This window comes from Corynebacterium sp., assembly GCF_022712275.1.
Lineage (GTDB): Bacteria > Actinomycetota > Actinomycetes > Mycobacteriales > Mycobacteriaceae > Corynebacterium.
The window spans coordinates 1-24123 of record NZ_JALAGU010000005.1 but is presented as its reverse complement, the minus strand read 5'-3'; the positions used below and the strand labels follow the sequence as shown (position 1 = coordinate 24123).

The 24123-nt window shown below is 68.4% G+C and carries 22 protein-coding genes and 4 tRNA genes; 18 read left to right on the top strand and 8 right to left on the bottom strand.

Annotation, left to right across the window (positions count from 1 at the left end; translation table 11 throughout):
• Positions 1–161: 161 nt before the first annotated feature.
• The 6 genes from Q0A27_RS00690 to Q0A27_RS00665 all read right to left on the bottom strand — a co-directional run bounded on the left by Q0A27_RS00690 (position 162) and on the right by Q0A27_RS00665 (position 5883).
• Positions 162–1088: a 1,4-dihydroxy-2-naphthoate polyprenyltransferase gene (locus Q0A27_RS00690; protein WP_291473165.1), complete on the bottom strand. Its 927-nt coding sequence runs from the start codon at positions 1086–1088 to the stop codon at positions 162–164.
• Between the two features lie 14 nt (positions 1089–1102).
• Complete coding sequence (locus Q0A27_RS00685; protein WP_291473164.1) at positions 1103–2356, bottom strand: AMP-binding protein; 1254 nt, start codon at positions 2354–2356, stop codon at positions 1103–1105.
• Between the two features lie 13 nt (positions 2357–2369).
• Complete coding sequence (locus Q0A27_RS00680; RefSeq protein ID WP_291473163.1) at positions 2370–2636, bottom strand: hypothetical protein; 267 nt, start codon at positions 2634–2636, stop codon at positions 2370–2372.
• A gap of 242 nt (positions 2637–2878) precedes the next feature.
• Positions 2879–3163: a hypothetical protein gene (locus tag Q0A27_RS00675; protein WP_291473162.1), complete on the bottom strand. Its 285-nt coding sequence runs from the start codon at positions 3161–3163 to the stop codon at positions 2879–2881.
• Between the two features lie 3 nt (positions 3164–3166).
• The gene (locus Q0A27_RS00670) at positions 3167–4480 is read right to left on the bottom strand and encodes an inorganic phosphate transporter (RefSeq protein WP_291473161.1); all 1314 of its coding nucleotides are present in this window, start codon (positions 4478–4480) and stop codon (positions 3167–3169) included.
• A 452-nt stretch (positions 4481–4932) separates the two neighbouring features.
• Positions 4933–5883 carry a 1,4-dihydroxy-2-naphthoyl-CoA synthase gene (locus Q0A27_RS00665; RefSeq protein WP_291473160.1) on the bottom strand — a complete coding sequence of 317 codons (951 nt, stop codon included), beginning with the start codon at positions 5881–5883 and terminating at the stop codon, positions 4933–4935.
• A gap of 22 nt (positions 5884–5905) precedes the next feature.
• Here Q0A27_RS00665 and Q0A27_RS00660 point away from each other — a divergent pair, with 22 nt between their 5' ends.
• The 6 genes from Q0A27_RS00660 (at position 5906) to Q0A27_RS00635 (ending at position 14210) form a co-directional block, all read left to right on the top strand.
• A complete protein-coding gene (locus Q0A27_RS00660; protein ID WP_291473159.1) occupies positions 5906–6991 on the top strand; it encodes an o-succinylbenzoate synthase in 1086 nt (361 codons plus the stop codon).
• Positions 6992–7292: 301 nt separating this feature from the next.
• Positions 7293–9665, top strand: coding sequence for an excinuclease ABC subunit UvrA (locus Q0A27_RS00655; protein ID WP_291473175.1), 2373 nt, complete (start codon positions 7293–7295; stop codon positions 9663–9665).
• 159 nt (positions 9666–9824) lie between these two features.
• The gene (gene menD, locus Q0A27_RS00650) at positions 9825–11801 is read left to right on the top strand and encodes a 2-succinyl-5-enolpyruvyl-6-hydroxy-3-cyclohexene-1-carboxylic-acid synthase (RefSeq protein ID WP_367273296.1); all 1977 of its coding nucleotides are present in this window, start codon (positions 9825–9827) and stop codon (positions 11799–11801) included.
• Complete coding sequence (locus Q0A27_RS00645) at positions 11794–12315, top strand: DUF3592 domain-containing protein (RefSeq protein ID WP_291473157.1); 522 nt, start codon at positions 11794–11796, stop codon at positions 12313–12315. The genes menD and Q0A27_RS00645 overlap by 8 nt, the downstream gene beginning before the upstream one ends.
• Positions 12316–12329: 14 nt before the next feature.
• The gene (locus Q0A27_RS00640; protein WP_367273297.1) at positions 12330–13493 is read left to right on the top strand and encodes a glycosyltransferase family 4 protein; all 1164 of its coding nucleotides are present in this window, start codon (positions 12330–12332) and stop codon (positions 13491–13493) included.
• Between the two features lie 21 nt (positions 13494–13514).
• Positions 13515–14210 carry a demethylmenaquinone methyltransferase gene (locus tag Q0A27_RS00635; RefSeq protein ID WP_291473155.1) on the top strand — a complete coding sequence of 232 codons (696 nt, stop codon included), beginning with the start codon at positions 13515–13517 and terminating at the stop codon, positions 14208–14210.
• A gap of 15 nt (positions 14211–14225) precedes the next feature.
• Here the strand turns inward: Q0A27_RS00635 and Q0A27_RS00630 are convergent, their stop codons facing one another.
• Entirely contained in the window at positions 14226–15590 is a 1365-nt protein-coding gene (locus Q0A27_RS00630; protein WP_291473154.1) for a geranylgeranyl reductase family protein, read from the bottom strand.
• A gap of 169 nt (positions 15591–15759) precedes the next feature.
• Between Q0A27_RS00630 and Q0A27_RS00625 the strand changes: the two genes are divergently transcribed.
• The 9 genes from Q0A27_RS00625 to rplA all read left to right on the top strand — a co-directional run bounded on the left by Q0A27_RS00625 (position 15760) and on the right by rplA (position 20547).
• The gene (locus Q0A27_RS00625) at positions 15760–16776 is read left to right on the top strand and encodes a polyprenyl synthetase family protein (RefSeq protein WP_291473153.1); all 1017 of its coding nucleotides are present in this window, start codon (positions 15760–15762) and stop codon (positions 16774–16776) included.
• A gap of 109 nt (positions 16777–16885) precedes the next feature.
• Positions 16886–16967: transfer RNA gene (locus Q0A27_RS00620), tRNA-Tyr, on the top strand.
• A gap of 371 nt (positions 16968–17338) precedes the next feature.
• Positions 17339–17414: transfer RNA gene (locus Q0A27_RS00615), tRNA-Thr, on the top strand.
• A 29-nt stretch (positions 17415–17443) separates the two neighbouring features.
• A tRNA-Met gene (locus Q0A27_RS00610) sits at positions 17444–17520 on the top strand.
• A gap of 161 nt (positions 17521–17681) precedes the next feature.
• Positions 17682–17754: transfer RNA gene (locus Q0A27_RS00605), tRNA-Trp, on the top strand.
• 82 nt (positions 17755–17836) lie between these two features.
• On the top strand, positions 17837–18151 hold the full coding sequence (gene secE, locus Q0A27_RS00600) for a preprotein translocase subunit SecE (protein WP_291473152.1): 315 nt from the start codon (positions 17837–17839) through the stop codon (positions 18149–18151).
• 126 nt (positions 18152–18277) lie between these two features.
• A complete protein-coding gene (nusG, locus tag Q0A27_RS00595) occupies positions 18278–19108 on the top strand; it encodes a transcription termination/antitermination protein NusG (RefSeq protein WP_291473151.1) in 831 nt (276 codons plus the stop codon).
• 164 nt (positions 19109–19272) lie between these two features.
• Complete coding sequence (rplK, locus tag Q0A27_RS00590) at positions 19273–19713, top strand: 50S ribosomal protein L11 (RefSeq protein ID WP_014010913.1); 441 nt, start codon at positions 19273–19275, stop codon at positions 19711–19713.
• A gap of 129 nt (positions 19714–19842) precedes the next feature.
• The gene (gene rplA, locus Q0A27_RS00585; RefSeq protein ID WP_291473150.1) at positions 19843–20547 is read left to right on the top strand and encodes a 50S ribosomal protein L1; all 705 of its coding nucleotides are present in this window, start codon (positions 19843–19845) and stop codon (positions 20545–20547) included.
• A gap of 123 nt (positions 20548–20670) precedes the next feature.
• Here the strand turns inward: rplA and Q0A27_RS00580 are convergent, their stop codons facing one another.
• Positions 20671–21618 carry an alpha/beta fold hydrolase gene (locus tag Q0A27_RS00580; protein ID WP_291473149.1) on the bottom strand — a complete coding sequence of 316 codons (948 nt, stop codon included), beginning with the start codon at positions 21616–21618 and terminating at the stop codon, positions 20671–20673.
• A 365-nt stretch (positions 21619–21983) separates the two neighbouring features.
• Between Q0A27_RS00580 and rplJ the strand changes: the two genes are divergently transcribed.
• From rplJ to Q0A27_RS00565, 3 genes are all read left to right on the top strand, one after another.
• Entirely contained in the window at positions 21984–22502 is a 519-nt protein-coding gene (gene rplJ / locus Q0A27_RS00575; protein ID WP_288630546.1) for a 50S ribosomal protein L10, read from the top strand.
• An 81-nt stretch (positions 22503–22583) separates the two neighbouring features.
• Positions 22584–22967: a 50S ribosomal protein L7/L12 gene (rplL, locus tag Q0A27_RS00570; protein ID WP_014010909.1), complete on the top strand. Its 384-nt coding sequence runs from the start codon at positions 22584–22586 to the stop codon at positions 22965–22967.
• A gap of 118 nt (positions 22968–23085) precedes the next feature.
• On the top strand, positions 23086–24090 hold the full coding sequence (locus tag Q0A27_RS00565; RefSeq protein WP_291473148.1) for a DUF3068 domain-containing protein: 1005 nt from the start codon (positions 23086–23088) through the stop codon (positions 24088–24090).
• Positions 24091–24123: the final 33 nt, after the last annotated feature.

The window sequence follows — 24123 nt, the reverse complement described above, 5'->3', positions numbered from 1 at the left end:
TCCTCCAGTGGTTCAGTGGTTCGACGCCGCCGCCCGGCAATGTCCAGGTCACGGCTCCGTCGGAAGGGGCAGCGACGGCGACCATCAGGAGCATGCCGTCACCGGCGCAGACCGCATAGGATGCCAGTCGGGTGGTCGGCCCGGTCATGGAGCAGCCCCGCCTACACCAGCAGCATCGCGATGAACATCGCGACAGCCCACACCAGCATCGCCCGCCCGGTGGTCCCCAGCACCGGGATCAGCTCCTTGCCGGTCGCCCCCTGTGCCACCGGCAGCGCGGCGACGATGAGCAGCGGCACGGCGATCAGCCCGATGAGTGCGGCGATCCCCGCGCCGGCCAGCACCAGCGTCATCACCACGGACACGACCAGCAGCGACACGTAGAGGATCCGCGTTCCCCGGTCGCCGAGGATGACCGCGAGGGTGGTCTTGCCGGCGACGGAGTCCGTCGGGATGTCGCGCAGATTGTTGGTCAGGTTCACCGACGCGGACAGCGAGCCGATGCCCACCGCCAGTGCCAGGCCGACCCACGAGACCTTCCCTGCCTGGGTGTACTCGGTGCCGAGCACGGCGACCAGGCCGAAGAAGATGAACACGGCGACCTCGCCGAGCCCGCGGTAGCCGTAGGGGTTCCTGCCACCGGTGTAGAACCACGCGGCGAGGATACACACCGCACCGGCGATGATCAGCCACCACGAGGACGCCAGCGACAGCACGATCCCCGTGACACCTGCCACGCCGAAGCAGAGGAACGCGGCGTACTTGACGCGCTTCGGCGGGACCAGGCCGGAGCCGGTGAGACGCAGCGGGCCGGTGCGGTCGTCGTCGGTGCCGCGGATGCCGTCGGAGTAGTCGTTGGCGTAGTTCACGCCGATGATCAGGGCCATCGCGACGATGACGGCGAGGATCGCCCGCCACCAGGACGCCCCGTCGTCCCAGATCGCCGCGCCCGTGCCGGCGAGGACGGGGGCGATGGCGTTTGCCCAGGTGTGTGGGCGCGCGCCGGTGAGCCAGTCCCGTGGGGTGGCGCCGGAGGCTGTGGAGGCTGCAGATGCTGCGGCGGACGCAGCGGCAGAGGGGTCAGACATGACTCTCACTGTAGTCAGTCGGCGGACGTGCCCCGCACAAGCTCCTGCAGGGTGCCACGGACCGCCTGCCGGTCTACCTTCCCCGGGCCGGTGAGCGGTAGCGTACCGACGGTGAAGGCGCGCCTCGGCACCAGGTGAGGTGTGGTCCCCGCGTCCTTCATCCGCGCCCGGAGGGACGCCGTGCAGTCAGTGTGCTCTGCCGGCACCGTCGCCGACCCGCCCGTCTCGACGAGCACGGCGACGATCTCCCCCCACTCGTCGTCGGGCACACCCACGGCACAGCAGGTCATGCCGACCGACGCCGCGGCCGCTTCCACCTGTTCGGGCAGGATCTTCAGACCGCCGGAGTTCACCGCGCCGTCGGCGCGTCCCAGGACGGTGAGGACGCCATCATCGACCCGCCCCACATCGGAGGTGCGGAACACGCCGGGGGAGGGGAAAGCGTCCGACGCCACCGCAGGGTCGAGTGATCCGGTGACCCGGTAACCGTCGGCGACCGAGGGGCCGTGCAGCACCACACGCCCCACCCCGGCATCGTCGGGATCCACGATCTCGACGCTGTACCCGGGCAGCGGCTTGCCGTTGTACAGCACCCCGCCGGAGGTCTCGGAGGAGCCGTAGGTCAGCAGGACGCCCACCCCCAGCTCCTCACACTGCGTCACCACGGCCGGGGGAGTGGGGCCACCGCCCACCAGGACGGCGGCATAGCGGCCCAGAGCGGAGCAGCCGGCGGTGGAGTCCAGTACCCGCACCAGCTGGGTGGGCACCAGCGACGTGTACAGCGGCAGGTCGGGGTGGGTGGCCGCGAGTGCGTCGGTGGCACTGCAGAAGGTGTCCACCCGGAAGGGGCCGTCGAGGACCGCGGGCTCGGACCCGGCGTCGAGGCTGCGCAGGATGACCATCGTCCCGGCGATGTGGTGCGGCGGCAGGGCGAGCAGCCACGGGCCGGGGCCGGTGCCGAGGTGGTCGGAGATGAAGGTGGCGGAGGCCCTGATTGCGGCACGCACCCCGTCGGTGCGCAGCAGGGCGCCCTTCGGGGTGCCGGTGGAACCGGAGGTGCTGGCGATGAGGGTGCCGGGCTCGAGGTGGCGTCCCCCGTCGGTGGCGTCGTCGGCGCCCATGATCTCGGTGAGAGATGCGCCGGCGGCATCGGGGGAGACGGGGAGCAGGGCGTGGCGTCCTGCCAGGAAGTCCCGGTAGGCGGGCAGAGCCGCGCGGACGCTCGTGGCGTCCAGCGTGACCGGGAGTGCGTGGAGCGTGGTGTTCACTGCTCCGACGCTACTACCGTGCGAGCAGTCCGAAGCTGTCGACGTAGTCGAGGGCGACGAGTTCCTCGAACGGGGTCGCGTCGCGGTCGAAGAGGTGGGAGAAGGCGTCCCGGACATCGGCTTCGGTTGCCGGGGTGTAGCCGCGCTCGATGAGGTGTGCCACGATGTCGGTGGTCGCCTCACGCGAGGGGAGGACGCCCAGTGCGGTGTGGGATGTTCCGGACGGGTCCTGGACGGGGTTTCGGTACCAGTCGAGGATGCGGATCAGCGGGTTGGTCATGGGCTTTCACTCCTTCCACGGGAAACGTGGTGGGGTCGTGGTCGTGATCTGACGGTTATCGAAGGTAGACCCTATTGTGGGAAACGTCAAGTATTTTCAGCAAACATGCTGGTGGCGTAGCGATTCGCTGAACAGTTCCGCTGATGAATAAAGGCAGGAAGCCCGCCCCGGAATCCGGGGCGGGCTTGAGCGCGTCATCCGTGTCGGTGACTACATGTACACGGACATCAGGTGGGTGAGGTCTAGTGTCCGGAGCTTCCGCCGGTGCCGAAGATGTCCCAGCCGAAGGCATCGTACAGACGTCCCTGGGTGATCCACAGCAGGCCGATGACCACGGCCGCGACAATGACCAGGTAGAGGGCGCCGGCCACGCCGCGCTGCAGGCCGGAGACGTGGTCGCTGGCGTTGCCCTCCACGCCGTGCTTCGGGACGCTCAGGCGGATGGCCAGGGCGTAGATGAGGGGGAGACCGGCGCCGAGGAGGAGGCCGGCGAGGGTGACCTGGAAGAGATCGCCGATGAGTTCCATGATCTAGGAGTCCTTCCGGTGGGTGTCGGCAGCGGCAGAGGTGTCGACGAAGTGGGCGGGGTCGTGGACCCCGGCGGCTGCGCCGGCGAGGGTGCGGCCGGCGGTGTCGGCTGCGGTCTCGACAGCGGCGTCGGAGTGGTCGGCGTCCGGGGTGAGACCGTGCTCGTCCCAGTCGGCGTTGACGTTGTCCGCGTGGACCGGCTTCTTGCGTGCCTGCAGGATGATGAGTCCGACGACGAGGACCAGGACCAGGAAGGCTGCGATGGCTCCGCCGGCGAGGCTCGTGAGATTCGAGGTGCCGTTGGCGACGTGCCAGATGCAGTAGGAGACAAGTGCGGCGATCGGAAGGGTGGTGACCCAGGCGATCGCCATGCGGCCTGCGACGCCCCAGCGCACGTCGGCACCCGGGCGGCCGACGCCGGTACCGAGGATGGAGCCGGTGGCGACGTGGGTGGTGGACAGCGCCATGCCGAAGTGGGCGGAGGTGAGGATGATCGCCGCGGAGGACGCCTCGGCGGCCATGCCCTGCGGGGAGGAGATCTCGACGAGGCCCTTGCCGAGGGTGCGGATGACGCGCCAGCCACCGGAGTAGGTGCCGGCCGCGATGGCGATGGCACAGCTTGCGGTGACCCAGAAGGGCATGTTCGCGGCCTCGTCCAGGTGGCCGGAGGCGACGAGTGCCAGGAAGATGACACCCATGGTCTTCTGTGCGTCGGATGTGCCGTGTGCGAGCGCGACCAGGGAGGCGGAGCCGATCTGGCCGACGCGGAAGAGGTTGTCCCGCTCAGTCTCGCGGGTCTTCTTCGTGGTGCGGTAGATGCCGTAGGTGCCGACGGCTGCGACGAGCCCGGCGATCACCGGGGCGGCGAGGGCCGGGACCAGGATCTTGTTGAGGACGCCGCTCCACTCGACACCGGAGAACCCGAGGGCACCGATCGCGGCACCGATGAGTCCACCGAACAGGGCGTGGGAGGAGCTGGACGGCAGTCCGAGGAGCCAGGTGAGCAGGTTCCAGACGATGCCGCCGATCAGGCCTGAGAAGACGACCAGCAGGAGTTTGTCTGCGTCCGCCACCAGGGAGAGGTCGAAGGCGTCGAGGTCGACGATGCCTTTCGCCACGGTCTTGGCCACCTCGACGGAGAGGAAGGCTCCGACGAGATTGAGGCCGCCGGCCAGAGCGACAGCGACCTTGGGCTTGAGCGCGCCGGTGGCGATGGAGGTGGCCATCGCATTCGCCGTGTCGTGGAAGCCGTTGGTGAAGTCGAACGCCAGGGCCGTCCCGATCACGAGGATGAGGATCAGTAATTCGGTAGTCACCCGAGAAGAATCCCTCTTATCGGCCGGAATTTCCATCCCCTGACGGGCCGGGGGTGCTGTCGGAGGTGACAGGTGAACCACGGGGAAACGCGCAGCGACATGCCGAGGATCGGGTCTTATCTGTGCAGGTCACGGTATGTTTGTGATCGCAACCCGCGATGGGCGCGGGGAATAGTGGGAAACTCCTACGGAATATGTGCAGGTCAGCAATTCACCGCACGGCCGATAATTTTGATCCACCGCAATCGACGGTTCACTTCACGTTCATGTCGGGCGGGTGGCGGAACCCGCCGACGGGCTGTGAGCGCGCCGGGTGAGATGATCTGCGTCACGGCGACCTCCGAAGCACAGTGTGACAAATTTCACATCGTGGGAGTCGGCCTTCCCACCCCGGTGCGGCGGGTCGGGGTGGACGGAGGTCGCCTCAGTAGTAGGGCGGCAGTAGTGGGGCGTCAGTAGTAGTACGGGAACTCGTCCCAGTTCGGGTCCCGCTTCTCCAGGAAGGCGTTCTTGCCCTCGACCGCCTCGTCGGTCATGTACGCCAGGCGGGTGGCCTCGCCGGCGAAGACCTGCTGGCCCATCAGGCCGTCGTCGGTGAGGTTGAAGGCGAACTTCAGCATCCGCTGTGCCGTCGGGGACTTGGTGTTGATCGCCCGCGCCCACTCGATGGCGGTGTTCTCCAGTTCGGCGTGGTCGACGACCTCGTTGACCGCGCCCATCTGCATCATCCGCTCGGCGTCGTAGGTGCGGCCGAGGAAGAAGATCTCGCGGGCGTTCTTCTGTCCGACCTGCTTGGCGAGGTAGGCGGAGCCGTAGCCGGCGTCGAAGGATCCCACGTCGGCGTCGGTCTGCTTGAACTTCCCGTGCTCGCGGGACGCCAGGGTCAGATCGCAGACGACATGCAGGGAATGTCCGCCACCGGCTGCCCAGCCGTTGACCAGGCAGATGACGACCTTCGGCATGGTGCGGATGAGCCGTTGCACCTCGAGGATGTGGAGGCGTCCTCCCTCGGCCTTGACCCGGGCGGCGTCCACCGAGGACGCATCGGCGTGCTCGACGTCGGAATCGTGCGAGGACGCGTACTGGTAGCCCGAGCGGCCACGGATGCGCTGGTCGCCGCCGGAGCAGAAGGCCCAACCGCCGTCCTTCGGGCTGGGGCCGTTGCCGGTGAGCAGGATGGTGCCGACGTCGGGGGAGCGACGGGCGTGGTCGAGAGCGCGGTAGAGCTCGTCGACGGTGTGCGGGCGGAAGGCGTTGCGCACCTCCGGGCGGTCGAAGGCGATACGGACGATGCCGTTGGCGCGACCCTCACCGACGTGGCGGTGGTAGGTGATGTCGTCGAAGTCGAAACCGGGGACGTCGCGCCACAGGTCGGGGTTGAAGGGGTTGCTCTGTTCTGTCATGCGGCCATCGTAGGCTGTGGGCATGTCGCTGCACTCCCTTCCCTCCTGTCCTTTCCTGCCCTCCCTGTCCGAGATCTCCGACCGCGCCCGGGTGGTGACCTGCCCGCTGCGGGTGCCCTTCCGTGGTGTCACCGAGCGCGAGATCATGCTCATCGAGGGGCCGGACGGTTGGGTCGAGTGGTCGCCGTTCCTGGAGTACGGACCGGAGGAGGCGTCCCGCTGGCTGCGGTCGGCGCTGCTTCTGGGGTGGGACGCCACCTCAGCCGGTGCTCCTGTCCTTCCGTCCGTGGAAGTCAATGCGACGGTGCCGTCGGTCGACGTGTCGGCTGACCCGGATCTGGTGCCCGAGCTGCTGGACCGGTACCCGGGGTGCCGCACGGTGAAGGTGAAGGTCGCCCAGAAGGGGCAGACACTCGCCGACGATGTGGCGCGGGTGCGTGCCGTGCGCGAGGCCCGGCCCGGGATCGCCGTCCGGGTGGACGCCAACACGGGCTGGAGTGTCGACGAGGCCTTCGCCGCCGCCGTGGCGCTGACCGATCCGTCCCAGGGCGGTGGGCCGTTGGACTACATGGAACAGCCCTGCGCGACGGTGGAGGAACTGGCGGAACTCAGGCGTCGACTTGGCTCGCGCGGGATGATGGTGCGCATCGCCGCCGACGAGCTGATCCGCAAGGCCTCCGATCCGCTGGCCGTGGTGCAGGCCGGGGCGTGCGATGTGGCGGTGCTCAAGGCTGCGCCGTTGGGTGGGGTCGACCAGGTGCGCGCGATCGCCGAGGAGGTGGCGGCCTACGGGGTCGCCGTGACCGTGTCCTCCGCGCTGGAGTCGGCGGTGGGGATGTACGCCGGGCTGCTGGCCGTGGCGACACTGCCGGGCTACGAGGACGACGACGAGATGGTGGTCCACCCGCAGGCTGCGGGCCTGGCGACCGGGTCGCTGTATGCCGAGGAGGTGTGCGCGCCGCGTCAGATCGTCGACGGACGGCTCGCGGTCGAGCAGTGTGTGCCCGAGGACGCCCGGCTCGATGCACTGGCGTCTTCGGCAGTACGGCGGGACTGGTGGTTCGACCGGCTGGCGGCGTCCTACGAGGTGCTGTCCGGGGCCCGGTAAACCTGCCGGACACGGAGACCGCTGGTGAATTGACCGCGTGGGGAGCTTCCTTCCGGTCCTTCTCTGGCATCCCTTCCGGCAGGGCGGCATCTCTTCCTGTCACTTCAACCGCGCCAGCCGACAGAACAGGATGCCGCTGTGACGAAGGGGATGCCACCCGGAACGCGCCCCCGCGCAGTACCGGCTCCCACCGGTGGTGTCTCCGGGTGCCCGGGCCGGGGTGCCCACACTTTCCGGCATAATCGGCCGGGTGAACGCCGAGACCAGTACTGAGTCCCCGTCCGAGTCCCCGTCCGAGTCCCTGCCCGACCCCCACGACACGATCCGTGTCCGCGGCGCCCGCGTCAACAACCTGAAGGACATCGACGTCGACCTGCCGAAGCGCAGACTGACCGTCGTCACCGGCCTGTCCGGATCCGGCAAGTCCTCCCTCGTCTTCGGTACCGTCGCCGCCGAATCCCGCCGCCTCATCGACGAGACCTACAGTGCCTTCATCCAGGGATTCATGCCCTCCCTGCCCCGCCCCGATGTCGATGAACTGACCAACCTCACCGCCGCCGTCATCATCGACCAGGAACGTATGGGTGCGAACTCCCGCTCCACCGTCGGGACGGCCACAGATGCCTCATCGACCCTCCGCCTCCTGTTCTCCCGACTGTCCGAGCCCTACGTCGGCACGTCGAAGGCGTTCTCCTTCAACCTCCCCGACGGCTGGTGCCCGACCTGTGAAGGCTCCGGAACGGTCGCGGACCTGGACCTGGCGTCCTTCCTCGATGAGACGAAGTCCCTCAACGAGGGTGCGATCGAGGCGCCCGGGTTCGGTGTCGGCGACTGGTACTGGTCCTCCTACGCCTCCAACGGACGGCTCGACCCCGACCTGCCGGTGAAGGACTACAGCGACGAGGACCGGGAGTTCTTCCTCTACGCGCCGACGCAGAAGATCAAGGTGGCGAAAGGCGACAACAACGGCGTCGCCACACTCACCTACGACGGCCTGGTGACCCGTATCCGTCGCCTGTGGATCGACCGCGAGACTCCGCCGAAGCAGAAGAACATCGTGGCGTTCGTCGAGAAGATCAGCACCACCGGCGACTGCCCGGCCTGTCACGGCGCACGCCTGTCCGAGGCCGCCCGCACCGCCACCGTCGCCGGCAGGACGCTGCCTGAGTGCTCGTCCATGCAGGTCGGGGACCTGGTGGAATTCCTCGGCTCTCTCTCCGCCGGGAAGGAGGCCGCGTCGGTAGGCCCGGCGCTGACCACCCTCGCCGCCCAGCTCTCCGCCCTGGTCTCCGTGGGGCTCGGCTACCTCAGCCTCGACCGCCCCGCGGGCACACTGTCGGGTGGTGAGGCCCAGCGGGTGAAGATGATCCGGCACCTCGGCTCGGCACTGTCGGACGTCACCTATGTCTTCGACGAGCCCACCGTCGGCCTGCACCCGCACGACATCACCCGGATGAACACCCTGCTCGCCGACATCCGCGACAAGGGCAACACAGTACTCGTCGTCGAGCACAAGCCCTCGGTGATCCGTGCCGCCGACCTGGTCGTCGACCTGGGACCGGGCTCCGGCGACCACGGTGGCGAGGTGGTGTTCACCGGGACGCCGGAGGAGCTGGAGGCGGCGTCCACCGTCACCGCGAAGTCCCTGCACCAGGGGCTGTCGCTGCGGGACACGGTGCGCCCGGGCAGTGGCGTCCTCCCGGTGGGGCCGGTGACGCTGAACAACCTGGTCGACGTTTCCGTCGATATCCCGCTGGGCACCCTCACCGTGCTCACCGGCGTGGCCGGGTCGGGGAAGTCCTCCCTGGTCACCGGTGGTCTGGTCGGACGTGGGGGCGTGGCCGTCGTCGACCAGTCCGCGATCCGTGGCTCCCGGCGCTCCACCCCGGCGACGTACACCGGGATGCTCGACGACATCCGCAAGCTCTTCGCCCGTCGCAACAGGGACGCCGGGGCGACTGCCTCGATGTTCAGCCCGAACTCCGACGGGGCCTGTCCCACCTGCCACGGTCAGGGTGTGGTCTACACCGATCTGGCGATGATGGCGGGGGTCTCGGCGCCCTGCGACGACTGCGACGGACGCCGTTTCCGGCCCGAGGTGCTGGAGTACCGCGTCGCCGGGCGGGACATCTCTGAGGTGCTCGACATGACGGTCGCGGAAGCCTCCACCTATTTCACGCAGGACGCCCCGTCGAAACCCGTTGCCGCCGCACTGTCCCTGCTACGTCAGGTCGGCCTCGACTACCTGCGACTCGGTCAGCCGCTGACGACACTGTCCGGTGGGGAGCGGCAGCGGCTGAAGCTGGCGTCCCGCATCGACGGGGACGCGCCGGTGATCGTCCTCGATGAACCGACGACCGGCCTGCACCTGGCGGATACCGCGACCCTGGTGGAGATGATGCAGAACCTGGTGGACGCCGGGCACACCCTCGTCGTCATCGAGCACAACCTCGCGGTCATCGCCGCCGCCGACCACATCATCGACATCGGGCCGGGTGCGGGACATGACGGCGGACAGGTCGTGTTCCAGGGTCCGCCGGCGGAGCTGGTGGCGGCTTGTGCGTCCGCTGCTGCGTCTGAGCCAGGTGGGCACGTTGAGACCGTTGCATCCGCCGGGCCCGCCGTGCAGTCAGCCTCCCTGACCGGCCGCTACCTTGCTGCCGCCGTGCACTGACCGCCCGCCGGCATCCGGTCCTGCAGCGCGGCATCTCTTCCTGTCGGCTCAGCCGGTTGACGCGACAGAACGGGATGCCGCTGTGGCGAAGGGGATGCCACCCGGGTCAGGGTCGGCTGAATGCCCGGTCAGGGGCTGACGACGGGTAGCGTCAGGGGCGTGACTGACGAACGCCCTGAGCACGATCCTGAGCACGACACCGAGCACGACACCGAGCACGACGCAGACCGCGTAGACTCCACCGCCACCGCCGGAGACCGCACCATCACTCCGGCAACCCTGGTCGCGGCCGTGATCGTCGACGAACTGGTGCGCGCCGGGGTCCGTGAGGCTGTCGTCTGCCCGGGGTCCCGTTCCGCAGCCCTGGCCCTGGCTCTCGCTGAAGCCGACCGTACCCACCGGCTCCGACTGCACGTCAGGACAGACGAACGCTCGGCGTCCTTCCTCGCACTGGGCATGGCCCGACGCAGTGGACGTCCGGTCCCGGTCATCATGACCTCTGGCACCGCCGTGGCGAACTGTCTGCCGGCGATGGTGGAGGCCACCGCGTCCGGCGTCCCGCTGCTGATCCTCTCCGCCGACCGTCCGGTGAGCTACCAGGGCACCGGCGCGAACCAGACCATCGCGCAGTCAGGGATCTTCGGGGCACACGCCGTGAACTCCGTGAGCCTCGCCGCCGCACTGCACGACCGGCCCGACCACCGGGAGGTCCGCACGATCGTCGACCGTGTCGTCACCTCGGCGCTCGACCTGTTCGGGGGCGGTGTGCGCGCGGGGGGAGTGCAGCTCAACGTGCACTTCGTCGAGCCGCTGGTGCCCGGCTCCACCGCTGATGTGTCGCTGGCCGCACGGATCGCTGTCGAGGAGATGCGTGACGCCGACAGCACCACCACCGGCAGCACCGACACCCCCTGGCGCGCCGCCGCCCGGCCCTCCATCGCCCTGCCCCGCAGTGCCGCCCCGGTCCGCGCCACACTCCCTGAGTCCCCGTGCGTCACCGTCGACCTGTCGAAGCGCACCCTCGTCATCGTCGGGGATGTCCGCGACCGCACCTGGGCCACACGGGTCCTCGATACCCTCGCCGACGTCCCCACCATCGCCGAGCCCACCGCGCCCGCCCCGGGCACTCCGGTGCACCCGGCGGCTGCCGGCCTGTTCAGCGGCACCGTCTCCGACGACAGCGCAACAGAAGCAACGGCAGCAACGGGGCAGTCCGCCCAGCTGCGTCCCGAACAGATCGTGCTCGTCGGACGCCCCACCCTGCACCGGAGCGTCTCCCGCCTGTTGGCCGACCCGGCGGTCCGTGTGGTCGCGCTGACCGACCGGGACGTCATCCCCGACCTCGCCCACACCGTCCGCGAGTGGGGACGCGGCGTCACCCTCACCGGTGAGCACCCCGCCGGCTGGCTCAAGGTCTGCGAGGCCGCCAGCGGGGTCGCCGTCGACGTGATGCAGGACCTGCTCGCCGGCGAGGACTTCACCGGCCTGCATGTCGCCGCCGCGGTCACCGATGCCCTGCGTGACGGGGACGCCCTGGTCCTCGGCGCATCCTCCGCCGTGCGGGACGCCTCGTTGGCCGGACTGCCTTTCGACGGTGTATGGGCGGTGTCCAACCGTGGCGCTGCAGGCATCGACGGCACCGTCTCGACCGCTGTCGGTGTGGCCCTGGCCCACGCCAGTGAGCACCGGGAACTGGTCCGTGCCCCGCGCACCGTCGCTCTGATGGGTGACCTCACCGTGCTGCACGACATGAACGGTTTCACTGTCGGCCCCGGCGAGCCGCGCCCGGACAATCTCGTGGTCGTGGTCTCCAACGACGACGGCGGCGCGATCTTCGAGACCCTCGAGGCCGGCAACCGGGGCCTGCGCACCTTCGACGACGGGGCGGACGCCTTCGACCGCGTCTTCGGCACACCCACCGGTGTCGACCTGGGGGCGCTCTGTGAGGGACACGGCGTCGCCCACCGGCGGGTGGAGAACCTGCAGGAGCTCATCGCCGCCCTCGACGAGCACGCCGAGGGTTACACCGACGGCCTGCTCGTCATCGAGGCCGTGGTCCGGCGGGCGCCGCGGGCTGCCCTGCACGCGACACTGCGGGAGCAGACGACGCTGACCGCGGGTGGACGCCGTGACTGACGGAGTGCAGGTGAGCGTGCCCACCGCTGAGGCACTGGCTGAGGAGCGACGGCGCAACCGGTGGCGTCACCCGGTCGCCAGCATGCTGGATCTGCCGCGTCCGTCGCGCACCACGGTGCACCGCCGCCTCGTCCAGGGACTGCTCGCCGTCTACCTGCTCGCCTGTATCATCTGCGGATCCCTCGTCGTCACTGCGGCGATCGGTGACTGGCACATCAGCCACGACCGCGGCACCTCCACCGCGGAGGTCCTGTCCACCGGGTCGAAGACGTTGGTCCGTTTCCCCGATGACCAGGGCCGCTACCATTCCCCGGGGACCGGCCTGAAGTACCCCGGCGGGCTCTCCGTCGGCGACCGGGTGAAGGTCGAGTACCAGCGCGATGACCCGGACAATGTGAAGGTCGCGGGCCGCACCTGGACCCTCGCCTTCCTCCCCGCCGTCTCTTCCTGGGCGGTCTGCACGGTCATTGCCGCGCTGCTCGCCGGCACGGTGCGCTGGTGGTTCCGGCGATGACCGACCCCGGTCCGCTGCGCGTCGCTGTCGTCGCCGAGAGTTTCCTCCCCCAGGTCAACGGGGTCGTCAACTCAGTCCTGCGGATCCTCGAGCAGCTGCGGTGCACCGGCCATGAGGCGGTCGTCATCGCCCCTGGTCTCACCCGGGGCGAACGACGCGACGGGCTCGACGCCGTCACGCACTACGAGGGTTTCCCCGTGGTCCGTGTTCCGGCGCTGTATCTGCCGCGCATTCCCTCGCTGCCGATCGGCGTCCCGGCCCCGGCCCTGGTGAAGACGCTGCGTAGGTTCCGCCCGGATGTCATCCACCTGGCCAGTCCGTTCGTGCTCGGCGCAGGGGGTGCCGTCGCGGCGTGGGCTCTGCGCATCCCGACCGTGGCGGTTTACCAGACTGACGTCCCGGGCTATGTCGACCAGTACGACCTGGGCTTCATCCGCCCTGCTCTGCGCGTCGGCGCATGGGGGGTCGTCCGCCAGATCCACAACCACGCTGCGGTCACGCTCGCCCCGTCCTCGGCGACGGCCGGGATGCTCACCGACCACGGCGTCCGCTGCGTCCGCCGCTGGGCCCGCGGGGTGGACGCCGACCTCTTCAACCCTTCCCGGTGCAGCAACGACCTGCGGGGACGCTGGGATCCTTCCGGCACCCGGACACTCGTCGGCTATGTGGGGCGTCTCGCCAGTGAGAAGAACGTCCAACGGCTGCGCGCCCTGGCCGCCGACCCCGGCATCCGGCTCGTGGTGGTGGGGGAGGGCCCTGAACGACAGGCACTGCAGTCCCTCCTTCCGGAGGCCGTGTTCACCGGTGAACTGCGCGGCACGGATCTGGCCGAGGCGTACGCCAGTCTCGACGTGTTCGTGCACCCCGGCGAGTTCGAGACTTTCTGCCAGGGCATCCAGGAGGCCCTCGCGTCGGGGGTCCCCACCGTCGCCCCTGCGGCCGGCGGCCCCCTCGACCTCGTGGAGCCGGGGGTGAACGGTGAACTGCTCGAGGTGGCGTCCTTCGAAGCGGATCTGCCGGATGCCGTGGCCCGCCTCGCCGGGCCCGACCATGACCGGATGGCGGACGCCGCGCGGGCCGGTGTCCTCCACCGGACCTGGCCGGCACTGTGCGGTGAGCTGGTGGAGGTGTACCGGGAGGTGGCCGGGGAGGACGCCCGGGGCGGGGCTTCGCGGTGACTGCCACTAGAGTGGTCTGACATGTCGCGAGCCAGCCTGGAGAAGGATCCGCACGACGTCGCCACGATGTTCGACGCCGTCGGTAAGAACTACGACCTCACCAACACCGTCCTGTCCTTCGGGCAGGACCGGTTGTGGCGGAAGCGCACCCGTCGGCGCCTCGGCCTCGGCCCCGGTGACAAGGTCCTCGACCTCGCCGCCGGCACCGCGGTCTCCACGGTGGAGCTCACCGGGTCCGGCGCCTGGTGCGTGGCCTGTGACTTCTCCCAGGGCATGCTCGCCGCCGGCCACGAGAGGGACGTGCCGAAGGTCTGCGGCGACGGCATGAACCTGCCCTTCGCCGACAGCACCTTCGACGCCGTGACCATCAGTTTCGGCCTGCGCAATATCGTCGACCCCGCCGCCGGCCTGCGCGAAATGGCCCGGGTGACGAAGCCCGGGGGAAAGCTCACCGTCTGCGAGTTCTCCACCCCGGTCGTCCCGGTGTTCTCCACGGTCTACAAGGAGTACCTCATGCGGGCGCTCCCGGCGGTGGCGAAGGCGGTGTCCTCCAATGCGGAGGCGTACGTCTACCTCGCCGAATCGATCCGCGCCTGGCCCGAGCAGGAGGAGCTGGCGGGGATCGTCAACGACAACGGCTGGGAGGGCTGCGGCTGGCAGAATCTCACCTTCGGCATCACCGCGCTGCACAGCGCGACGAAGCCGCTGGACGCCTGACGCTGCGGCAGGGGATCAGGCACCGAACAGGGGGCGGGACTCCGGGTGCCGGAACCGGTCGTGACCGACCGAGAGTTTCCCGGCGGTCAGCCATGCCCGTGCCGTGAGATCCCGGTCCTCCGGCGTGATGAGATTTCCCATCAGCCGGGTGGCCGCACCCATCAGCCGCGGGGCCAGGGGGCCGCGGAAACCCAGCGGGCCGACCGCGGACAACAGGCCCGGCATCGTCAACAGGGTCGCGGCGCGCCGGGCGAGCGAGAAGGCGTCCCCGTAGCTCCGACGCAGGTGGGCGGGCCAGACGTCGGCGAGACCACGGGAGGATCGGGCGGCGTCCGGCAGAAACTCCACGAGATCCTGGGCGGACTCGAGGGCGTAGTCGATGCCCTCGCCGTTGAGCGGGTTGACCAGCGCGGCGGTGTCACCGACGGACGCCCAGTTCACACCGGCGACGCGGGTCACCGCACCACCCATCGGCAGCAGGGCCGAGGCGATGTCCTCCGGCTCGCCGAGTTCCCACTCGTCGCGGACCCGGTCGGCGTAGTGGAAGAGCAGCTTCTTCACGTTGACCTTTGCGGGACGCGTCGAGGTCGACAGTGCGCCGCAGCCGAGGTTGACGCCGCCGGGTCCACCGTCGGCACCACCACCGAGCGGGAAGATCCACCCGTAGCCCGGCTGCGCGGTGCCGTCGGCGTCCCGCAGCTCCAGGTGCGAATGGATCCACGGATCGTCGCCGCGCGGGGTGGGGCAGTAGGAACGGGCGGCGATGCCGTGCACCATGCCGCGCAGCCACTGCACTCCGAGCTTCCTGGCGATTCCACTGCGCACCCCCTCAGCCAGCACGAGTGTGGCGCAGCGCACCGTGCGCTCCTCGCGTCCCCGTCGGAAGGTGACGGACTCCACGACACCGGCGGTGGACGCGCCGGTCATCGTCACATCGACGGCCTTCCATCCGGTGACGACACTGGCGCCGGCATCCGCCGCGAAGTCGAGCAGGGCGGAGTCCAACTGTGTGCGGGGTACCGCCGACCCCTGCGGCGGGAAGGCGGGCAGGTCAGGCCACGGGGTCTTCACCGAGCCGCCGAAGCCGTGGAGGGCGAGACCACGGATCGCGGGGCGTCCTTCCAGGACGCCGGTGGTCCCGGTACGGGGAGACGCTGCCGCCGGGTCGCCGCCCCAGAGCCGGGTCAGGGCATGGACGGCCCGTGGGGTGAGGCCGTCGCCGCAGGTCTTGTCGCGCGGGAAATCCTGCATGTCGACGACGGTGACGTCCATCCCCGCCAGTGCGGCCGTGGCGGCGGTCGCGGCTCCGGCGGGGCCACCTCCGATGACGAGGAGGGGGCAGTCTGTCGGGAGCTCGGACGGCAGCGCAGAGGTGTTCACAAGGGGACATTGTGGCACGGGACCGGGACGGCGGTATAGGAACCACGGCGGTTGCTGGGATATGGTTGGTCCTCAGTGTGCGACTGAGCCGGACCATGCGTGAAATACGCGATGACCTTGCACAGGCGACACGGTGACTGACGGACGACGGACAGAGGCTACGAAATTCATGGCACGCACTAACTCCGGTGAACAGATGGGGTTGGACCTGGGGGACGCCGCCCTCAACGACTTCATCGCCGAGGGAATGACCCGGGTGGAGTCGACCCTGCAGGATTCCCTGTCGACCGGGGAGAGTTTCCTCACGGACAAGGTGCAGCACCTGGCACTGGCCGGCGGGAAGCGCTTCCGGCCGATGTTCGCCCTGCTGGCGTCGCGCTACGGCTCGACCCCGGAGACTGCCTCGCAGACCGTGGTGAACGCCGCGGTCGTCGTCGAGCTGACCCATCTGGCTACGCTCTACCACGACGACGTCATGGACGAGGCCGACCGCCGTCGCGGCTCCGAGAGTGCGAACGCCCGGTGGGACAACTCCGTCGCCATCCTCGCCGGGGACTTCATCTTCGCCGTCGCCTCGTCCATCATGGCCGACCTGGGCCCGGACACCGTGCGTCACTTCGCCGAGACCTTCGGTGAGCTGGTCACCGGCCAGATGCGTGAGACCGTCGGCTGCCCCGAGGGCGAGGACCCGGTGGAGCACTACATGACCGTCATCCAGGAGAAGACCGGTGTGCTCATCGCCTCCGCCGGCTTCCTCGGCTCCACGCACGGCGGCGCCCCGGCCGAGGAGCGGGACGCCCTGTTCCGCTTCGGGCGCCACCTCGGCCAGGTCTTCCAGATCGTCGACGACATCATCGACGTGTGGTCCGATCCGGAGGCGTCCGGCAAGACACCGGGGACCGACCTACGCGAGGGCGTGTTCACCCTGCCGGTGCTCTACGCGATGCGCGAGCAGACCCCGGGTGGGGAGCGGCTCCGGGAGATCCTCACCGGGCCGGTGACCGACGATGCACTCGTCGACGAGGCGCTGACCCTCATCCGCGCGTCCGACGGCCGTGAGCGGTCCCTGGCGGACGTCGAGCGGTACCGGGATCTCGGCGAGGCGGAGTTGGCTCTGCTGCCGGAGAACCCGGTGACGACCGCGCTGCGCCGGCTGATGAACTACTCGCTCGCTCGACTGGGCTGACCGCCGCGGGACCGGGCTGGTAGATCCGTCAATTTACTGTGTCTGACCTGCAGAGTTGCGCTGGACTACAGGGTTCGTAGTAACGTATCCGGCGCACCGACAAGTGCTTGCCAGGTTGCCCGAGCGGCCAAAGGGAGCGGACTGTAAATCCGCCGGCATTGCCTTCAAAGGTTCGAATCCTTTACCTGGCACTGGTTGAGACACCAGGATGAACCGCCTTCCGGACTGAGTCCGGGAGGCGGTTTCTCTGTGTGCGGGGTCTGTGGGGGTGCGTCAGGTCTACGTCCCGCATCAGGTCTAGGTCCGCATCGCGCAGTCTGAGGTCGGTGGGGAGAGGGGCGGAGCCACCTCCGGCTGCGTGATGCCGACATCGCCTGGCTCCCCCACAATGTGCGCGGTGCGTTCCGGGGTGCCGCATCGGACGCGGTGAATGGGGCTGACCGTACGCGCAGCAACTCCTCGATTCGCGCCGTGACCTGATGATTTGTTCCGGTGTGGGGTCACTGGTTATGCTATCCCAGGCTTCAGACGAACGGCGCAGGCGCCGGGAGTTGCAGAGCGTGCCCCCTTAGCTCAGTCGGCAGAGCGTTTCCATGGTAAGGAAAAGGTCGACAGTTCGATTCTGTCAGGGGGCTCCAGTCATTTTGCGATGACCGCGAGTGACAGTGGCGGTGTAGCTCAGATGGTTAGAGCGCACGACTCATAATCGTGAGGTCCGGAGTTCGATCCTCCGCATCGCTACCACCGGGAAGGGCCCGGCACCATCATGGTGCCGGGCCCTTCCGCTGTCCCGCCCACTGCCCGGAGGGAGGGGTCGCGTGGCCGTCCACCTCATTTGTGGCCGCTCAGACAGAACTGCTACACTTCCCGAGTGCTCACCGCAGCGACGGTGGGTCGCACCTTTTAGGGGCGTGGCTCAATTGGCAGAGCAGCGGTCTCCAAAACCGCAGGTTGCAGGTTCAAGTCCTGTCGCCCCTGCACTGATCCCCGGTCCGGGGGCACCGAAAACAGAATTCGGTTACCCTGGGCCGGGGACTACTACGTTGAAGGAGCTTCACGCGTGAGCGACGAGAACACCACGAACGACCGACTCCGGCCGTCCGGCAAGCGTCAGATCGAGAACGCTGAGAAGGGCGCCACCGCCAAGGTCGCGGCCACCCGCGTCACCGATGACGGCGGACGCAAGCCGGCCCGTGGTCCCGTCGCCTACGCCGGTTCCGTCGGCCGTGAGATGAAGAAGGTCATCTGGCCGACCGGTCGCGAAATGGTCTCCTCCACCATCATCACCATCATCTTCCTGGTGATCATGGTCGCTCTCTGTGCCTCCGTGGACTTCCTCACGCACGAAGGCGTGGAGTTCATCTTCGGCTTCTGACCGTGGTAAGATTGCAGCAGATCATGACCGCCTCCGCCCTACCGGCGAGGCGGATTTTTCATGCGGGGGCCGACAACGGCCCGGGTGTCATCCCGTCACCGCCACAGACTTGGAAAGGATCCACCGATGAGTGAGCAGAACGAGGCCCAGGCCGACAAGCTCAGTGCCGAGGGTCTGGCCGCCGCCGCCCAGGAGGACGTCCAGCAGTCGGTCTCCGACCTTCAGGCTCAGGCCGGCCAGGCCGGCGAGTCCGACGGCGAGGAGGCCCCGGTCTCCGCCGAGGACGCGGCCCTCGAGGCCTACAAGACCCGCCTGCGCGAGTTCATGCGTGCCCTGAAGAAGCTGCCGGGCAGCTGGTACATCATCCAGTGCTACTCGGGCTACGAGAACAAGGTGAAGACCAACCTGGAGATGCGCGCCCAGACCCTCGGTGTGGACCAGCAGATCCATGAGGTCGTCGTCCCGATCGAAGAGGTCACCCAGGTCAAGGACGGCAAGAAGAAGATCGTCAAGCAGAAGCTGCTGCCGGGCTACGTCCTGGTCCGCGTCGAGCTGGACGACCCGTCCTGGTCCGTCATCCGTGACACCCCGGGCGTCACCTCCTTCGTCGGCAACGCCGGCGAGCCGACCCCGGTGAAGATCCGCGAGGTCGCCAAGTTCCTGCTTCCGCCGGAGACCGCCACCGTCCCGGAGGACGCCGAGGGTGCCGATTCCGCGTCCGGTGTCGACGTCTCCGCCACCGGTGTGGCCATGGCACCGACCCCGACCGCCAACCAGGTCGAGGTCGACTACGAGGTCGGCGAGTCCGTCACCGTCCTCTCCGGTCCGTTCGCCTCGGTCTCCGCGACCATCTCAGAGATCGACGCCGCGAACAGCAAGCTCAAGGCCCTGGTCTCCATCTTCGGCCGCGAGACCCCGGTCGAGCTGGAGTTTGACCAGGTCGAGAAGCTCAACTAAGCTCTCTCCGGTTGCCCGTAGGATTCGTCCACCAGGATTCTCCGTCGGGCAGCAGTACATACATTCCACCCGGTGGCCGGTAACCAGTCCGGCATCCGGTCAGGCCGTTCCCCTGTCGCCACGGGGGAGCCGAGGGTGCCTGATACCACGTGAAGAGGTGCAACATGGCGAAGAAGAAGAAGGTCACCGGCCTCATCAAGCTCCAGATCCAGGCTGGCGCCGCTAACCCGGCCCCGCCGGTCGGCCCGGCGCTGGGTGCGCACGGCGTCAACATCATGGAGTTCTGCAAGGCCTACAACGCGGCGACCGAGTCCCAGCGCGGCAACGTCATCCCGGTCGAGATCACCGTCTACGAGGACCGTAGCTTCGACTTCAAGCTGAAGACCCCGCCGGCAGCCAAGCTGCTGCTGAAGGCCGCCGGTATCCAGAAGGGCTCCGGCGTCCCCCACACCGACAAGGTCGGTGAGGTCACCTGGGCCCAGTGCCGGGAGATCGCCGAGACCAAGTTCGAGGACATCAACGCCAACGACCTGGAGAACGGCGCCCGCATCATCGCCGGCACCGCCCGTTCCATGGGCATCGTCGTCACCGGCGCCCCGGCGTAACGGCCCGGCCTGAGCACAGGTCACTGAGCTAGACCGGCCGGGTCATTCCGGCCGTGCACCACCCCTACATACCGTGGCAGGGCCCGCTTCGGCCCGCACCACAGTCCGATTCCACTGATTGGAACCCCAATGAGCACCAAGTCCAAGGCTTTCAAGGCCGCCGCAGAGAAGATCGACGCCGGTCGTATCTACCGTCCGCTCGAGGCCACCAAGCTGGCCAAGGAGACCTCCTCCAAGAACTTCGACGCCACCGTCGACGTCGCCGTCCGCCTGGGCGTCGACCCCCGCAAGGCTGACCAGCTGGTCCGCGGCACCGTCTCCCTGCCCAACGGCACCGGTAAGAACGTCCGCGTCATCGTCTTCGCCGAGGGCCCGAACGCCACCGCCGCCGAAGAGGCCGGCGCTGAGGCTGTCGGCACCGCCGAGCTGATCGAGAAGATCCAGGGCGGCTGGACCGATTTCGATGCCGCGATCGCCACCCCGGACCAGATGGCCAAGGTCGGCCGCGTCGCCCGCGTCCTCGGCCCGCGTGGTCTGATGCCGAACCCGAAGACCGGCACCGTCACCACCGACGTCGCCAAGGCTGTCCAGGAGATCAAGGGCGGTAAGATCTCCTTCCGCGTCGACAAGGCCTCCAACCTGCACGCCGTCATCGGTAAGGCCTCCTTCACCGAGCAGGCTCTCGCCGAGAACTACGGCGCCCTGATCGACGAGCTGCAGCGCCAGAAGCCGTCCGCGGCCAAGGGCATCTACCTCAAGAAGGTCACCATCTCCACCACCTCGGGCCCGGGCATCCCGGTCGACCCGTCCGTGGTCAAGGACTACACCGCGTAGTTTCCGCGGCGTCCCCGCGTCTTTCCCCGTCAGGCGGATTGCGCCGGATACAGCTGAACCCCCGTCACCGTGCATCCACGGCGGCGGGGGTTCTGCTGTAGCCGACCCGGGACACAGTGCGGCCTACTTCTTGCCGATCTTCCCCCAGAAGGGGAGGACCCGGCCGGTCACGTGCGGGTGGTTCGCCCGGTAGTCACCGTCCGGACCGTGGTCGAGAGCCTCGAGCATGAGGTCGATCGCGCGAGGAGAGTAGAGCAGCGAGACGTGGTCACTGATGTCCCTGCCGTTGCCGTGGTCCTGCACCTGCAGATTGCGCACCGTCGCGCCCTCACCCTCCTCCAGGAACTGGGTCCGCCAGGGGGTGACGATCTCGTCGTATCGGCTGCACAGCATGGTGTAGTCGACGCCCGGCACGGTGTCCCCGTGCAGGTTGATGTGGGCCATGGCCGCTGACCCCGGCATCTGGTCCTCCGCGCACCGCCCGAGGAGGGAGCGCAGCGGACCGTAGAGACCGCGGTTCTTGCTCCAACGGCCCAGGGACCCCAGCCCGCTCATCGTGGTCCCGTGGTTCGAACCGGCGAAACCGATCACCCTGTGAACCTTCGGGGCGATGCCGGCGGCCGGGTCACCTGCTCCGCCCGAGTCACTGAGATACAGCCGGGCCTGGGCGACACCCTGGGAGTGTCCGATGAGATCCACAGCGGCGGCTCCGGTGTGCTCCAGGACCTTGTCGATGAAGGCCGCGACCTCGGGCTGGGCGTCCAGCAGTCCGGCGTTGCCGAAACAGGCACGGCGGCGACCGAGGAAGCACGACGGATCCTGTCCGTAGTTGACCGCGAAGACCCGGTAGCCGGCGTCCACCAGGGTGGGGGCGATGAGCGACCAGGTGCAGTAGCTGTTCATCCATGTGCCATGGATGAGGACCACGGGGACGGATCCGGGACCGGACTCCGCCAGGGGAGTGTCCCAGTCATTGACCCCGTCGGGCATTCGGCGGGGATGGCGCTGGGAGTAGAGGAACGCCGGGGTGAAGGCACGTGGCGTGTGGTCTGTGACGAGCCGAGTGTTCATTTCTCAGACGATATCTGTCCGGCGGCGCGAACGTCCCTGAATCCGACGATTTGGTGGTGCGGCCGCCGGTCGTCTAGAGTTCATCCACGAAGTTTGACCGCGGGTCACCCGCGGACGTTCAAGTTTCACCGAAGACCGTCGGTCACTGCATCTTTCCTGAGTCCCCAGGGATTCCCCGACAGGATGTGGCGAAGGACCATCGAAGACGATGGCGGCCCGCGCAGGAGAAACACGAGGACATGCAGCTCCCACCCTCCGGGATGGCGAAGCTCCGACACGCCCCGTGCCCCTGCGGCACGGGGCGTGTCGTCGTCCGGTGGCCCGGCGGTCATGACACTGACAGACATCAGGAAGGAGGCGAGAGTATGGCAAACCCGAAGAACACCGCATCCGTCGCGGAGCTCACCGCCCGTTTCGAGGACGCGTCCGCCGCGATCCTCACCGAGTACCGCGGCCTGACCGTCGCCGAGACCACTGAGCTGCGCAAGGCCCTCGGTGCCGACGTGACCTACTCCGTCGCCAAGAACACCATGATCAAGCTGGCCGCCAAGCAGGCCGGTGTGGAGCTCGATGATGCTCAGCTGACCGGTCCGACCGCTGTCGCGTTCGTTCGCGGCGAGGCTGTCGACGCGGCGAAGGCCCTCAAGACCTTCTCCGGCGAGCACAAGCTCCTCGTGATCAAGGGCGGCAACATGGATGGCAACATCCTCGACGCCGCACAGGTTCAGGCAATCGCCGAGCTGGACAACCGCGAGACCACCCTGGCCAAGCTGGCCGGCGCCCTCAAGGGCCTGCCGACCAAGGCCGCCGGTCTGTTCAACGCCCCGGCTTCCCAGGTCGCACGGCTCGCCGTTGCGCTCCAGGACAAGAAGGACGCCGCGTAAGCGGTTTCCCTCTGCGGAACACACACTCTGTATACCCCTGTCCCACCCTACGGTGGGGCGCATGAACGAAAGGAAGCCACCATGGCTAAGTTCACCAACGACGAGCTCCTCGAAGCTTTCAAGGAAATGACCCTCATCGAGCTCTCTGAGTTCGTCAAGCTCTTCGAGGACACCTTCGACGTCACCGCTGCCGCTCCGGTCGCCGTCGCCGCTGCCGGTGCCCCGGCCGCCGGTGCCGCTGAGGAAGAGAAGGACGAGTTCGACGTCGTGCTCGAGGACGCCGGCGCCAAGAAGATCGGCGTCATCAAGGTCGTCCGCGAGATCGTCTCCGGTCTGGGCCTGAAGGAGGCCAAGGAGCTGGTCGAGGCCGCTCCGAAGGCCATCCTCGAGGGTGCTTCCAAGGACGACGCCGAGGCTGCCAAGGCCAAGCTCGAAGAGGCCGGCGCCAAGATCTCCCTCAAGTAAGAGGAATCTGCGCTCCCTACAGAGCCCGCTCCCGTCAGGGAGCACCGCGACCCCCGGTCTGCACCACGTGTGCAGGGCGGGGGTCGTCCGTATAGGCACCACCTATACGATGGTCCGCATGCTTCCGAAGTCTCGCATCCTCTCCGTCCTCGCCCTGGGTCTCGGGTGCATCCTCCTGGGGGTCGGGCTCATCCTGCCCCGCCTGGTGGACGCCGACCGTCCGGTGCCGCTGGACCTGGGGGACACGCAGTTGACCGTGTCCGATCCCGAGGCGACGATCGGCAAGGCCTACCTGGCGACCGCGGGGGAGAACGACCCGGATGTCATCACCGGGCCGGTGTCGCGGAACGTCGCGGTCACCCTGGGGGATCCTGCCGACGACAACGAGGCGGCGGCGACCGTGGGTGTCACGACGATGCGCGACGACATGGCGGAGTCCCTCGGCGACCAGGTCGGCCTGCTGGACGCCGAGGTGTGGACGATGCGTGTGGACCGCTTCTCCGGTGCGGCCACCGGTGACGTCAAGGTCGCCGACACGCTGGGGACGCCGGCCGGGGAAGCCACGGTTGACGGCCAGTGGCTGAAGTTCCCGCACCACACGGAACAGTCCGAGTACCCGTTCTTCGATACGCTGCTGCGCCGCGCCCTGCCGGCGTCCTTCGACCGGGCAGAGGAGATCGACGGTCACGAGGTCTACGTCTTCCGCCAGGAGATGGACGCCGAACCGGTGATGGAGGGCAACCCGAACCACATCAGGCTGACGCAGAATGTCACGACCGCGGGAGAGGACGGGGAGCCGGGGACGTCCACGGTCTCGACCCTGCACCGCAGTGGCACCCGGGAGATCGCCGTGGAACCCTCGAGCGGCATGATCGTCTCGGTTCGCGAGGATCTTCACGACTACTACGCGGCCGATGACGGTACGGAGACCGGACTGCTGCTTGACCTGCACGGGGAGACCCCGGAAGAGGAGCGCGGTGCCCTGCTGTCCCAGGCCGTCGAGGTCGGGGAGGACAGGCCTGTACGCACCTGGTCTCTTGTCTGTGTGGTGATCGGTGCTATCGTGACTGTCGCCGCAGGAGTTGTTGCCCTCCGACCGCAGAGGAAGGGCCGCAAGGGATGACCGGGCCGCACGGGAGACGGACAGGGACCGGGG